This window comes from Labrys methylaminiphilus subsp. lupini, from assembly GCF_051161885.1.
In the GTDB taxonomy this organism is placed as follows: domain Bacteria; phylum Pseudomonadota; class Alphaproteobacteria; order Rhizobiales; family Labraceae; genus Labrys.
Genome location: NZ_JBMDIH010000001.1, coordinates 1,448,729 through 1,462,567, shown reverse-complemented (window position 1 = coordinate 1,462,567; position 13,839 = coordinate 1,448,729). Strand labels below are relative to the sequence as shown.

The window sequence follows — 13,839 nt, the reverse complement described above, 5'->3', positions numbered from 1 at the left end:
TTGGCGGATGAGGGGTTCCGGCGAGCCCCTGGAGAGGTCGCATCTCTCCCCTCATCCGGCAATTCGTGCCACCCAAGGCACTTCCGGAGGAAGTGCCAGGTCTCGCAAGGGGAGAAGGATGACGCGCGCAGAGCCTACGAAACGATTACTTCTTCTTCGCCAGGTAGGCCTGCTGAGCCTTGGTGAGATATTCGGCCCACTGACTGGCAAGCTGATCCGGCGCGAGCTGGCCGAGCAGGGCCTGCTGCGTGGTCTTCAACGCGATGGAGCTGTCGAAGAAGGCCCACTCTTCCAGATGGAACGGCATGACCAGGGGCACGACATTGGGGTCACGCAGTTCCTCGAACCAGCCCTTGAACTTAGGGTCGGCATAGAAGGGATCCTGCTCCGCCGCCTTGTAGATCGGCAGGGCACCGGTGCGCTTGTTCCAGGCGATGTTGCCTTCCGGGCTGTCCAAAGCCGCGATCAGCTTCCAGGCCAGATCCTTGTTCTCCGAAGCCGCGAACATCGACCACGAGGCATAGCCCAGGGTCGGGAAGCTCTTGCCGCCCGCTCCCTTGGGCATGGGAGCGACGTCGTAATCGTCCTTGCTCATCTTGTCGGCCACGGCGATCAGGGCATCCGGATCCTGATCAAGCATGGCGCAGGTACCGGAGTAGAAGCCGGTGACGATCTCGTTGAAGCCCCAGTTCACACTGTCCTTGGGAACGTAGCCGTTCTTGTAGAGATCGACGAACACGCTGAGGCCTTTCACCCAAGCGGGGTCGGCCATGGTGGAAGTGCCGTCCGCCTTGAAGAAGGTGTCGTTGCCGGCCGCGGTGGCGCCCATCATCATCCAGCCATTGAGGCCGCCGGGGCCGCCGCGCAGGCAGTATCCGAACTTGCCGGGAATGGCGGAGATCTTCTTGGCGCTCTCGACGAACTCGTCCATCGTCTTGGGCGGGTTGTCGATGCCGGCCTGCTTGAACAGCTTCTTGTTGTAGAACATCGCGCGCAGATAGAAGCCGTAGGGCAATCCATAGGCGGTGTTGTTGATGTAGCGCCCCATCTGGAGCGTCTTGTCGTTGAGGTCCTTGGTGTGGTCCCACTTGGCCAGATAGGGCTCGAGGTTCTCCAGCATGCCGTTATTGGCATAGAGCGAGATCCAGCGATCCGGCATCTCGACCACATCCGGCGTGTCGCCCGCCGAAACCATGGTGGCGAACTTCTCGAAGGCCTGGCCCCAGGGCAGCGAGGTGATCTCGACCTTCACGCCGGGATTGGCATCCTCGAAGGTCTTGACGATCTGCTTGAGCGTCTCCGTGCGCTCGGGGCTGGTGATCACCTCCGTCAGCTTGAGCGTGGTATCCGCCCAGGCTGGCAGAGCCAGCGCTAGCGAGGCCGTGGCGGCCAGCAGTAGTTTCTTGAACATTGAGACTCCCCTCTCTTGTTATTGCGCTTCACTTCCAAGGTCGCCCCGGACACCTTCCGACGGATTGCGTCCGGGCTCGCCCTATCTCTTCGCAGCTGATAGCGCCTGGGTGATATCGCCCCAGAGCGCATCCACGCCCTCAAGGCCGACATGCAGCCGCACCATGCGTTCGGGCACACCGAAATCGACGGCCGAATTGGGGCCGGCATTCTGGCCGCGTCCGACCAGCGCCGGCACCACCAGGCTTTCATGCCCGCCCCAGCTCACGCCGATCTTGAACAGGCGCAGGGCGTTGCAGAAGGCGGGAATGGCGACACTGTCGTCGAATTCGAAGGAAAACAGGCCCGAAGTACCACTCAGTCCCGGCGGCAGGCTGTTGCCGAGGCCTGGATGATGGACCGCTACCACTTCGGGCAACTCGCCAAGCTTGCGCGCCACGGCCAGCCCCGCCGCCTCGTGCGCCTTCATGCGCGTCGGCAGCGTGCGCAGACCGCGAAGCAGCAGCCAGGCCTCGAACGGGGCCAGCTTGGCGCCGAGATAGGGCGTGATGGTGCGCCGGATGATCTCGACGAGTTCCTTGCGCCCTGCCACGACCCCGGCAACCACGTCCGAATGGCCACCGATATATTTGGAAGCCGAATGCACGACGAGGTCGACGCCGAGGCGTACCGGCTGCTGGAATACCGGCGAAGCCCAGCTGTTGTCGATGATGCTGATCACCCCATGGTTACGCGCCAGGGTCGTGAGGGCGGGAATGTCCTGCGTCTCCATCATCCAGCTGTTCGGGCTCTCCAAATAGAGCAGCTTGGCACCCGGCAGCGCCGCCGCCACCGCATCGGCGTCACGGCCATCGACATAGACCGTTTCGACCTTCCAGCGCTTCAGCAGAGTCTCGAACAGGCGATAGGCATCGGGATAGACATGGCGCACGCAGACAATGCGGTCGCCCGGCTCGAGAAAGGCCAGCACGCTGGAGGAAATCGCACCCATGCCGCTGGCAAAACCGATGGCATCGTCTGTGCGCTCCAGCTCGGCGATCTTCTGCTCGAACAGCCGCGTGGTCGGATTGCCGACGCGCGAATAGACCGGGCGCACCTGCTCGCCGCGATAGGTCGCCGCCATCTCCTCGAAGCTGGAAAAAGTGAACAGCGAAGTCTGCACGATAGGCGGCACCACGGCCTCGAAGGCGTGAGTATCGTCATGGGCGACGACGAGGCTGGCATAGTCGAAGTCGGCCCAAACCTCCGTCATCTGGGCCTCCTTCATCTGGGCCTCGGTCATCCGATGGTCAGTCATTTGGACAAGTCCTTGATGTCTTCTTCGACAATTTCGAGAATGGCGAGCGTCTTCAAACGGGCCGTCTCCGGATCACGCCGGACGATGGCGTCGAAGAGCTCGCGATGAAAACGAAAAGAGCGACGGGCAAAATCCGGCCGATCGAACGGCTCGTCGAAGAAGCTCTCGAAAGCCTCCCGCATGCGCTCCAAGAGCTGGCCGAACAAAGGATTGTGGCTGGCATCATAGATGGCGAGATGGAAGGCGAGGTCTTCGGGGCCGGAGGTACCCTTCTCCAGATGCACCCCCTCCATGATGTCGAGCTTGGTCTCGATGACGGCGAGGTCCTCGGGCGTTGCCCGGAGGGCGGCGAGCGCACTCACCTCGGTTTCGAGCCCGCGCCGAACCTCCAATGTCTGCAGCAAGCGGTCGCGCAGCAGGGTGGCATCGATCACCAGGGGCATATGGATGGCGTCGGCCGAGAACGGCCGTTTGAGATAGGTGCCGCTACCCTTACGGGACTCAACCACACCCAAGGCCTGCAGCTTGCGGATGACTTCCCGTACCGTGGAACGGCCGACCGCCAGGGTCTGCATCAGCTGCCGTTCGGTCGGCAGGCGCTCGCCCGGCTTGATGCCGGAGGTGGCGATGAAATGGCCGATCGCACGCATCACATCATCCGCCCGATCGGCGGATGGCAGCGGAGCAAGTCCCTGGACTGACGGCGAGCGCAAATCGGGTTTCCGGATGGCGATCTAAAATTGGTCTGACATCTGACTATTTTTCAAAGTTGGTTGGGTTGTCAAGGAGAAAGTCGGACCATTCGTTTTGAAGGGCCTATCCCCAGATCGTCCCGGGAGCCGGCCTTGCGATTCAAGTGGGCGAACCGAAGATCGGCCCTCCGATCGCGCCCTCTCGTACGGCCGTGCCTTGCTGTCGGCCGGGAGACCGAGGCGCCAAATGCTCGGCCGTTGGTCAGCCATGCCCACTCCGCAATTGCATTCCGGCCCGTCTTGGCGCAAAGGAACGCGTTTCACGGACAGGATGGACAGCGGACATGGCGGTGATCGAAGCAGCGCAAGAGACGGCGGACGGCAAGACGGCCCCGACGGTCTCCTATGTCTCGCTGGGTTGCCCCAAGGCCCTGGTCGATTCCGAGCGCATCCTCACCCAGCTCCGGGCCGAGGGCTACGGCATCACCCGCAACCACAAGGGCGCCGACCTCGTCATCGTCAACACCTGCGGCTTCCTCGATTCAGCCAAGGCGGAATCCCTTGGCGCCATCGGCGATGCCATGGCCGAGAACGGCAAGGTGATCGTCACCGGCTGCATGGGCGCCGAACCCGATCCGATCCTGGAAAAATTCCCTAACGTTTTCGCCGTCACCGGCCCGCAGCAATATGAGACGGTGGTCGAAGCGGTGCACAGAGCGGCTCCCCCTGCCCATGATCCGTTCACGGATCTGGTGCCGCCGCAGGGCCTCAAGCTCACGCCGCGCCACTACGCCTATCTGAAGATTTCCGAAGGCTGCAACAATCGCTGCAGCTTCTGCATCATCCCCAAGCTGCGTGGCGATCTTGTCTCCCGCCCAGCCGCCGACGTGATGCGCGAGGCCGAGAAGCTGGTGAAGGCCGGCGTCAAGGAATTGCTGGTGATCAGTCAGGACACCTCCGCCTATGGCGTCGACATCCGCTATGCCGAAAGCACCTGGCAGGGCGAGCCGCTCAAGGCGAAGTTCCTCGATCTATCGAAGGCTCTCGGCGAACTCGGGGTCTGGGTGCGCATGCACTATGTCTACCCCTACCCGCATGTCGACGACGTCATCCCGCTGATGGCGGAACGCAAGATCCTGCCCTATCTCGACATCCCCTTCCAGCATGCCTCCCCCACAGTGCTGAAGGCGATGCGTCGCCCCGGCAACCAGGAGAAGGTGCTGGAGCGCATCCATAAATGGCGCGAGATCTGCCCCGACATCACCCTGCGATCGACCTTCATCGTCGGCTTCCCCGGCGAGACGGACGAAGATTTCGAACTGCTGCTCGACTGGCTGCGCGAAGCCCAACTCGATCGTGTCGGCTGCTTCGAATATGAGCCCGTGGCCGGCGCCACCGCCAATGACCTCGGCCTGATGCCGGTGCCGGACGAGGTGAAGAAGCAGCGCCATCGCCGCTTCATGGAAACCCAGCAGCAGATCTCGATCCGCAAGCTGAAGAACAAGGTCGGCAAGCGCCTGCCCGTCATCATCGACGAGACCGGACCGACCGTCGCCAAGGGACGTTCCATGGCCGACGCGCCGGAGATCGACGGCGCCGTCTACGTCGCCAGCCGCCGCCCGCTGCGCGTCGGCGACATCGTCACGGCGAAGATCGAGCGCTCGGACGCCTACGACCTGCACGGCATCGCAGTCTGAGAACAGCAGATGGCAAGCCCTGGCGCTGCCGAGATGGCATCATTGCTTTTGCAAAACCGGTCGCCGAAGAGCGAGCATGCACTTAGCCTGAAAGCCTGATTCAAGCCGGCTGAAATCGTCACCGTCTGGCACCAATCGGAGTCGATGGGGTCCCAGCATTTCCAGAGGCATGGGACTCCCGGTTTCTCATCTCAATCCCAAAAGGTAAACTTATATCCCGCAGCCAATTGGAGTGCCGCGGCAAGCATTGCCATGTCTCAAGGCCAAGATTTTCTCATACCAAATCCAAATATTCATCGTTTGGCGGCAGCCGGATTTGCTCCTATCCGGAGTCCCAGCGGGCAGCGGTCGACAGCATATAAAAGTGCTGGCGGCTCAGGCCTCCTCAGGTCACATCCCCGAAAAATGGAGTTGGGAATGAACTCGTCGACGTCGCACAGGCGGATGATTGCCGCATCCGCGCTTGCAGTCTCCATGCTTGCCGCCCAGCCGGTCTCGGCCCAGACACCGCTCGAACAGAGCCATCTCGAACAAATCGTCGACGCCGCCATCAAGCCGTTGATGGAGCGGGATAAAATCCCCGGCATGGCCATCGCCGTCACAGCCGGCGGCAAGCAATTCGTCTTCAATTACGGCCTTGCCTCGAAGGAGAGCGGGCAGAAGGTCACCGACAATACGCTTTTCGAGATGGGCTCGATCAGCAAGACCTTCACGGCCACGCTTGGCGCTTATGGCGTGGCGCGTGGCGACCTGTCGCTGTCGGACAAGGCGGGCCAGAGATTGCCGGCACTCGTCGGCAGCAGCCTCGAAGGCGTCAGCCTGCTCGAGCTTGCCACCTACACCGCCGGTGGGCTGCCCCTGCAGTTTCCGGACGAGATCACCGACGATACCAAGATGATCGCCTACTACAAGGCATGGCGTCCGGCCTTCTCGCCCGGCACCCACAGGCTCTATTCCAATCCGAGCATCGGCCTGTTCGGCTATCTTGCCGCCCAGGCCATGGGCAAGCCTTTCGATGACCTCATGCAGCGAGAAATCCTGCCCCTGCTCGGCCTCTCCAATACCTATGTCCGGGTGCCGCCGGAACGGATGGCGGACTATGCGCTCGGCTATACCAAGGATGGCCGGTCCGTCCGGGTGTCGCCTGGCCCCATGGATTCAGAGGCCTATGGCATCAAGACGACCGCGACAGACCTCATCCGCTTCGTCGACGCCAATATGAATAGGTCCCGGCTGGACGAAACGCTCCAGAGTGCCATCGCCGCGACGCAGGCAGGCTACTACAAGATAGGCGTGATGCAGCAAGGCCTCGGATGGGAAATGTATAGCTATCCGACGACGCTCGAGCGCCTGCTTGCCGGAAATTCAGCCAAGATGGCCTTCGAACCGCACGAGGCGCACAAACTCGTACCGCCACAGCCAGCGCGGCGCGACATGCTGTTCAACAAGACGGGCTCCACCAACGGCTTCGGTGGCTATGTCGCCTATGTGCCGGCCAAGGGCATCGGCATCGCGATCCTAGCCAACAAGAACTATCCCATACCGGATCGGGTCAAGGCCGCTTGGCAGATCCTGAGTGCGCTCGACGGCCAGAAAAAGCCGGCGCCCAAGCCCTGAAACGTCCCCCGCCATTCCAGCAACAGGTCAGCAATCCGCCCTGCACCGCCTCGGTGCAGGGCTTTTTGTATTGCTCCCCTTCCGCCGAAACCGAGACGTCTCACTGCCACAGGCCGACATCCATCTTGACACCCCCAGATACCGTTAATACCATAACTATGCCTAATATAACATAATAATGTAATACAGCATCCAGACAACGGGGAGTACAGCACTATGGAAGACTTCGCCGAAACCAGACGGAATCTGGTCAAGGGCGGCCTGCTCGGTGGCCTGGCCCTGGCAAGCGTCGTTGGCTCCGCCCGGCAGGCAGCCGCCCAGGCCTCGTCCGACAGCCTGCTCCGCACCATACTTGATCGGGGCCACCTCATCGTCGGCACCGGCTCCACCAATGCGCCCTGGCATTTCGAGGACGAAAAGGGCGAGTTGGCAGGCATGGACATCGCCATGGCCAAGATTTTGGCCAAAGGCCTGTTCGATGATGCCAGCAAGATCGAATTCGTCCGCCAGGATGCCGCCCAGCGCGTCCCCAATATCACCACCGGCAAGGTCGATGTCGTCATCCAGTTCATGACGATCTCGCCGGCCCGGGCCCAGCTCGTCGCCTATTCCCGCCCCTATTATGTCGAGGGTGTTGCCTTCCTCACCCGGCCTGACAGCGACAAGAAGACCTTCGACGACCTGCTCAAGGCGGGTTCCGCGGCGCGCATCTCCATCCTGCAGAATGTCGATGCCGAAGAAACGGTCAAGAAGGTGCTGCCCGAGGCTACCGTGATGCAGCTCGACAGCCAGCCCAACGTTGTTCTCGCCCTGGATTCCAAGCGGGTCGACGCCGCCGCAGTCGACCTTTCCAACGTCTGGTGGCTCGCCAAGCGCAATCCGGACAAATATTTCGACGCGGGCAAGTCCTGGAACGCCCAATTGTATGGCGCCGCAGTGCGCCAGGGTGACCCTGACTGGATCCGTTTCGTCGACACCACCTTTGGCGTGGCGATCCATGGCCACCAGAATGAGATCTATGACGCGGCGCTGAAGGACTATTTCGGCCTGACCCCGCCGGCCCGCAAACCCGGCCTGCCGACCTTTTAGGCTCCAGCTCCTCCCGCAAATTCCCGACAGCATCGCCGGCGCACCTCGGTGCCAATCCCGGCCGGCGATGCCAGGGCTCTGTCGCGCGTGATGGCTGGATCTTCGGCATGATGAATTATCATTTCAACTTCGCCATCGTCTGGCGCTATTCGGCCAAGCTCTTCGAAGGGCTGCTGCTGAGCATCGAACTGGCGGCCGCGACCATCGCAATCGGCATGCTCATCGGGCTGGTCCTCGCCTTGGTCCAGCTCGACGGGCCGCGCTGGGCTCGCCCCCTGATCCGGGGCTATGTCGAGTTCGTCCGCAACGTGCCGCTGCTGCTGCTGGTCTATCTGGTCTTTTACGGCATCCCCAGCGCCATCGACCTGCAATATGGGGCGACGACCTCCTTCGTGGCCACGCTCGCCGTCTATTCGGGCGCCTATCTCGTCGAGGTGCTGCGAGCGGGCCTGGAGGCCGTGCCGAAAGGGCTGATCGAGGCGGGTAAGAGCATCGGCCTGACACCTTTCGGCGTGCTCTGGCACGTTCGCCTGCCGACGGCGCTGCGCATCGCCCTGCCTTCGCTTTCGAACACCTATGTCTCCTTGTTCAAGGACACCTCGATCGCCTCCGCCATCGCCGTGCCCGAGCTCGCCTATGGCATGCGCTGGATCGAGACACAGACGTTCCGCACCGTCGAGGTCTATCTGCTCGCGACCCCCATCTATCTGGTGACCAGCTACGCCATCCTCCTGTTGCTGAGGCTGGCCGAGCGGCGCTATGCCATCAACCGGTGACACCATGTCCACGATGTTCGAGGCACTCCCCTTCCTGCTCGGCGGCCTGTGGACCACGCTCTTCGTGTCCGCGGCTGTGGTCGTGATTTCGCTGCTGATCGGCATTCCGCTCGGCTGCGCACTGGTCTTCGGGCCGGCCTGGGCACGACTGCCGATCCGGCTCTATGCGGATTTCGTTCGCGGCGTCCCGATCCTGGTCCTGCTCTATTTCATCTATTATGGCCTGCCGGCGTTGCGCATCAATCTGCCCAGCCTGCTGGCGGCGATCGTGGCGCTCACCGCCTTCAAGTCGGCCCAGATCGTCGAAATCACACGTGGCGCCTTTCAGGCCATTCCGAGAGGGCAGACGGAGGCAGCCCAGTCGATCGGCCTCGGCCTCTTCGATCGCTTCTTCTATGTCCTTGCTCCCCAGGCCGTCAGGCGCTTCCTGCCGCCTTTCATCAACAGCATGGTCGATACGGTGAAGGGCTCCTCGCTCGTATCGCTGCTCGGCATCGTCGATCTCCTGCTCTCGCTGCAGCAGGTGATCGGCCGTACCCATGTCGCCCTGCCGCTCTATGTGCTGGGCGCGCTGATGTATTTCGCCATCAACTTCCCGCTCTCTGCCCTGAGCCGCCGGCTCGAAAAGCGCTTCGTCTGATCGGAAGAACCGCCATGTCAAATGCCGCAACGCAGCCAGTGATCGAGATTGCCAATCTCACCAAATCCTTCGGGCCCCTGCAGGTGCTGAAAGGCGTCGACCTCGCCGTCGAGAAGGGCCAGGTCATCGCCATAATCGGCCCCTCCGGCAGCGGTAAGACCACCCTGCTGCGCTGCATCAACTTCCTGGAGGAGTATGATGGGGGCTCGGTTCGCATTGACGGGGTCGAAGTCGGCTTCAGCGAAGCGAATGGTAAGCGGCGGCGACGTAGCGAGCGGGAACTCGCCCATATACGCGTCGATGCCGCCATGGTGTTCCAGCAGTTCAACCTGTTTCCGCATCTGACGGCGGCCCAGAACATCATGCTGGGCCTGATCAAGTCGCGCGGCAAGAGCAAAGCCGAGGCCCGGAGCATCGCCGAGAAATGGCTCGGCCGCGTTGGCCTGTCCGCAAAGATCGATGCGATGCCGGGACAGCTTTCCGGCGGGCAGCAGCAACGCGTCGGCATTGCCCGCGCCTTGGCGATGGAACCCAAGGTGTTGCTGCTCGACGAGATCACCTCCGCCCTCGATCCCGAACTCGTCGGCGAGGTCCTCGGCGTCGTCCGCGAGCTGGCAGCCGAGGGGCGCACCATGATCCTCGTGACCCATGAGATGGCATTCGCCCGGGAGGTCGCCGACAGAGTTGTTTTCACCGATCAGGGCAAGATCGTGATCGATGCCCCACCCGCGCTCGTCTTCAGCGAACAGCCGAACGAGCGGCTTCGCGCCTTCCTCGCGCGTTTCGCGGGCCTCCAGCAACCTGCCCCTACTCACGCGCGCTGATGACAGCGCCCGCACTGGCGATCATCACCAGCACGATGCCGCCGATCTGCTGCAGGCTGAGCGGCTCATGCAGGACGAAATAGCCGGCAAGCGCACCGATACCGGGCTCGGCACTCATCAAGATCCCGAAGGTCGCCGAAGACAGGCGCCTCAAGGCCATCATTTCGAGGGCATAGGGCAAGAGCGGCGTCAGGACGGCCAGGCCGACCGTCTGCAGGGCGAGGCCGCCGGGAAGAGCAAAACCGGTTTCGTACAGGCCGAAGGGGGTCGATATCAGGGCTGCCGCGGCGAAGGAGATCGCCAACCCCTCCAGCCCCTTGAAGGATTTGCCGATCCGCTTGCTCAAAAGAATATAGGCGGCCCACCCGGTCCCGGCGGCAAGCGCGAACAGGAAGCCGAGCATGTCGACGCTCCAGCCCGCCTGGTTTCGCACCAGCAGGAGCACGCCGCCAAAGGCCAGCACCAGCCAGATCAGCCGCCAACTGCGGGCAAAGCCGAGGGCCGCGACGCCTAGCGGCCCCAGGAACTCGATCGCAACCACCAGGCCCAGCGGCACACGGGTGATTGCTACGAAGAAGAAGAGCGTCATCATCGCGATAACCGCGCCCAGCGCCAACGCAGCCAGAATATCCCGGCGGTGATAGCGGCGCAGATCCGGCCGCACGATGATGCCGAGGATGATCGCTGCCCAGGCCAGCCGCCCCCAGGTGGTGGCGAAAGGACCATAGGCGGCCATGGTGGGATGAGCCAGGGCCGCGCCGAGCTGCACCGAAACCATCGAGCATGTGAGCATGACCAGGGCGAGGCTCGTCTGCGATGTCGATGCTGCGGCCGCGTTGCTTGAATTGTCCTGCAAAGTCCCCTCCTCAGGGGAGCGCTTCTACACCATCGAAACGGCAAAGCGGAGAGTGGCAAAATGACAATTGCGGCTTCCGCCCGGGGGCATGCCGATCTGTGCCTGCAATCGCTGCGCTCTTCCCGTCCGTGCGATCAAACTCTGGAAAGATCTCATCATTCTATTCGGGCAGGAGATCAGTATATATAGATAATCTGAGGCATAGCCGACAAACCTCCTCATCTTGGAAGGAATGTCGGCGCATTCAGACGATCCAGAGAGTTCCCCGACGGTGGTCGGCCAACCCGACCGTGCGACGGTTCGCAGCATGATCGGCCGTGATTTGAGAAAGAAGGACGCCTCCTTCTCAGCCCGCGGCTGCTTTCGCTGGATCGAACTTCTCGATGAAATCGATCAGAGCCGTCACCGCCAGCCCCATGTCGCGAATCGAGGTGAATTCCGCAGGGTTATGGCTGACGCCGCCCCGGCAACGCACGAACAGCATGCCGATCGGACAGAGGGCGGCCAGCGACTGGGCGTCATGCCCGGCCCCCGACGGCAGGTGGATCGCCTTGCTGCCCTGGGCGATGATCGCTGCGGCAAATCCGGCCTGCAGGAAAGGATCGCAGGGCTCCGCCTTGGCTTCATGGGTCTGCTCGATCCAGACCGAGACGCCGCGCCGTTCGGCGATGGCGAGGAACTCCTTGCGCAAGACGTTCATCGCCTCAACGCGCCTGGCGTCACTCTGCGAGCGCAGATCGACTGTAAAGACGATGCGGGCGGGAATGACGTTGGAGGCGCCGGGCGACAGGCTCAACTTGCCGATGGTGCCGACCATGAAATCATCGGCATGGCTTCTGGCGAGGTTTTCGAGCGCAAGCGCCATTTCGGCGCAGGCCGAGAAGGCGTCCCGCCTCAATGTCATCGGTACCGTGCCGGCATGGCCGGCTTCGCCCACTACCGTCACTGAATAGCGTATCTGGCTGGCGATAGCCGTCACGACACCGAGCCCCTCGCCGGCCTCTTCCAACACCGGGCCCTGCTCGATATGAACCTCGACATAAGCCGCCGCCTCGCCGGGCTCATAGGCGGCCGAGGGAATGGCGTCCGGATCTTTGCCATAGAGTCGCAACGCATCCACCAGCTTGACGCCATCGTTGGATTCGATCTGCAAAACCGCCGGATGGAAGTGCCCTGCGACGGCCTCGGAGCCGAGCAACGTCGTCGCAAAACGGGAGCCCTCTTCGTCACCGAAGGCGAGGACATCGATACCGAAGGGCATGGCGCCATGTTTGCGGAGGATCTCGCGTGTCGCCAGGATACCAGCGATGACGCCGAACGTGCCGTCATAGGCGCCGGCATCAATCACGGTGTCGATATGCGAGCCGATCAGCAGCCGCTGCACGGCATTGCGCGTTCCCGAAGACGGTGCCAACCGGCCTCGCACCGTGCCGAGCGCGTCCTCGCTGACCTCCAATCCGGCTTCCGTCATCCAGCGGCCCACCAGATCCGCCGCCTGCCGATGCTCGGGTGTGAGATAGAGACGCGTCAGGCGTCCTTCCTCGGCACTGATCGTGGCAAGCGCGCGGATCATGCTCTCGGCCTCGCGGCCCAACGCCATTGCTCGTTCGATCATCTCGTCGCCTCCCCTGTCGGCAGGAAGAACACGGGATAGGGGATGGCATCGAGCCTGGCATGGTCAAATGGCATGGGGTGGTACGGTCTCGTCAGGAGGGCATTCCGAAAGGTTAGCCCGTCCCTAACAGAAAACGCCGCTCCGGTCCCCTTTTGTTGGGGGGACCGGAGAGGTCGTGGGCCGCTATGCGCGAGCAAGTGTAGAGCCTGCATGCGCGGCGGGCCAATCAGTTCGGGAACTTGTCGTCGATGCCCTTGACGTACCAGTTCATGCCGAGGATCTGCGAGGCATCGAGCTTGTCGCCGCCCTTGCATTCCACCGTCTCGCCCGTCTGGTTCGCGACGGGGCAGGTGAAGGGGTGGATCTTGCCGGATTTGAGGCCCGCCTCGGTCTCCTCCGCCAGCTTCTTCACATCGTCGGGCATGTTGGTGTAGGGCGCCATCTTGACCATGCCCTTGTCGAGCCCTTCCCAGGTATCCTCAGACTTCCAGGTCCCGTCCAGTACGGCCTTGGCGCGCTCGATGTAATAGTCGTCCCAGTGGTTGATGATCGCGGTGAGCTGGGTCTTCGGACCGAAGGCGATCATGTCGGAGTCTTGGCCGAAGGAGTTGATACCCTTCTCGGCCGCGGCCTGGGTGGCGGCGGGACTGTCGGTATGGGTCGCCAGGATGTCGGCGCCCTGGGCGATCAGCGCCTTGGAAGCGTCGGCTTCCTTGCCGGGATCATACCAGCTCGAGGTCCAGACGATCTTGATCTTCATGTCCGGGCGTACGGACTGGGCGCCACGCATGAAGGAATTGATGCCCGAGATCACTTCGGGAATCGGGAACGGTGCGACATAGCCGACAATGCCGCTCTTCGACATCTTGGCGGCGATCACGCCCTCCACATAGCGCCCTTCATAGAAGCGCCCGGCATAGGTCGAGACATTCTCGGCCCGCTTGAAGCCGGTGGCGTGCTCGAACTTCACGTCCGGAAAGTTCTTGGCGGCCTTGATGGTGGGATCCATGAAGCCGAAGGAGGTGGTGAAGATCAGCTTGTGACCGGAATCGGCGAGGTTCTCGATGGCGCGCTGGGCATCGGGGCCTTCCTGTACGCTCTCGACATAGGTGGTTTCGACCTTGTCGCCGAGCGCCTTGACCAGCGCCTTGCGTCCGACATCATGCTGGTAGGACCAGCCGAAATCGCCGACCGGACCGACATAGATGAAGCCCACCTTGAGCTTCTCCTCGGCGCTGGCCGAGGTCACCCCGGCACCGGCCATGAGGCCGCAAACGGCCAGGGCTGCCAATATCGTTTTTTTCATAGAGTTTCCCCTCATGGCGG

The 13,839-nt window shown here is 62.4% G+C and carries 12 protein-coding genes; 6 read left to right on the top strand and 6 right to left on the bottom strand.

The window, feature by feature from the left end; translation table 11 throughout:
- Positions 1–145 precede the first annotated feature (145 nt).
- From ACN6KF_RS06740 to ACN6KF_RS06730, 3 genes are all read right to left on the bottom strand, one after another.
- On the bottom strand, positions 146–1,411 hold the full coding sequence (locus ACN6KF_RS06740) for an ABC transporter substrate-binding protein (RefSeq protein WP_434956099.1): 1,266 nt from the start codon (positions 1,409–1,411) through the stop codon (positions 146–148).
- Between the two features lie 81 nt (positions 1,412–1,492).
- Positions 1,493–2,662: a PLP-dependent transferase gene (locus ACN6KF_RS06735; RefSeq protein ID WP_434959628.1), complete on the bottom strand. Its 1,170-nt coding sequence runs from the start codon at positions 2,660–2,662 to the stop codon at positions 1,493–1,495.
- Positions 2,663–2,703: 41 nt separating this feature from the next.
- Positions 2,704–3,357, bottom strand: coding sequence for a FadR/GntR family transcriptional regulator (locus ACN6KF_RS06730; RefSeq protein WP_434956098.1), 654 nt, complete (start codon positions 3,355–3,357; stop codon positions 2,704–2,706).
- Between the two features lie 386 nt (positions 3,358–3,743).
- Here ACN6KF_RS06730 and rimO point away from each other — a divergent pair, with 386 nt between their 5' ends.
- The 6 genes from rimO (at position 3,744) to ACN6KF_RS06700 (ending at position 10,042) form a co-directional block, all read left to right on the top strand.
- The gene (rimO, locus tag ACN6KF_RS06725) at positions 3,744–5,096 is read left to right on the top strand and encodes a 30S ribosomal protein S12 methylthiotransferase RimO (protein WP_434956097.1); all 1,353 of its coding nucleotides are present in this window, start codon (positions 3,744–3,746) and stop codon (positions 5,094–5,096) included.
- 417 nt (positions 5,097–5,513) lie between these two features.
- Positions 5,514–6,713 carry a class C beta-lactamase gene (gene ampC, locus ACN6KF_RS06720; RefSeq protein WP_434956096.1) on the top strand — a complete coding sequence of 400 codons (1,200 nt, stop codon included), beginning with the start codon at positions 5,514–5,516 and terminating at the stop codon, positions 6,711–6,713.
- A gap of 216 nt (positions 6,714–6,929) precedes the next feature.
- Positions 6,930–7,802, top strand: coding sequence for a transporter substrate-binding domain-containing protein (locus ACN6KF_RS06715; RefSeq protein ID WP_434956095.1), 873 nt, complete (start codon positions 6,930–6,932; stop codon positions 7,800–7,802).
- Between the two features lie 107 nt (positions 7,803–7,909).
- Entirely contained in the window at positions 7,910–8,578 is a 669-nt protein-coding gene (locus ACN6KF_RS06710) for an amino acid ABC transporter permease (protein ID WP_434956094.1), read from the top strand.
- A gap of 4 nt (positions 8,579–8,582) precedes the next feature.
- Positions 8,583–9,218, top strand: a complete 636-nt coding sequence (locus ACN6KF_RS06705) for an amino acid ABC transporter permease (RefSeq protein WP_434956093.1) — start codon at positions 8,583–8,585, stop codon at positions 9,216–9,218.
- A gap of 14 nt (positions 9,219–9,232) precedes the next feature.
- Positions 9,233–10,042 carry an amino acid ABC transporter ATP-binding protein gene (locus tag ACN6KF_RS06700; RefSeq protein ID WP_434956092.1) on the top strand — a complete coding sequence of 270 codons (810 nt, stop codon included), beginning with the start codon at positions 9,233–9,235 and terminating at the stop codon, positions 10,040–10,042.
- On the opposite strand, the gene ACN6KF_RS06695 is transcribed toward ACN6KF_RS06700, so the two are convergent.
- The 3 genes from ACN6KF_RS06695 to ACN6KF_RS06685 all read right to left on the bottom strand — a co-directional run bounded on the left by ACN6KF_RS06695 (position 10,026) and on the right by ACN6KF_RS06685 (position 13,819).
- On the bottom strand, positions 10,026–10,898 hold the full coding sequence (locus ACN6KF_RS06695) for an EamA family transporter (protein ID WP_434956091.1): 873 nt from the start codon (positions 10,896–10,898) through the stop codon (positions 10,026–10,028). The genes ACN6KF_RS06700 and ACN6KF_RS06695 overlap by 17 nt on opposite strands.
- A 346-nt stretch (positions 10,899–11,244) precedes the next feature.
- Entirely contained in the window at positions 11,245–12,513 is a 1,269-nt protein-coding gene (locus ACN6KF_RS06690; protein WP_434956090.1) for an allantoate amidohydrolase, read from the bottom strand.
- A gap of 226 nt (positions 12,514–12,739) precedes the next feature.
- Positions 12,740–13,819, bottom strand: coding sequence for a BMP family ABC transporter substrate-binding protein (locus ACN6KF_RS06685; RefSeq protein WP_434956089.1), 1,080 nt, complete (start codon positions 13,817–13,819; stop codon positions 12,740–12,742).
- Positions 13,820–13,839 lie beyond the last annotated feature (20 nt).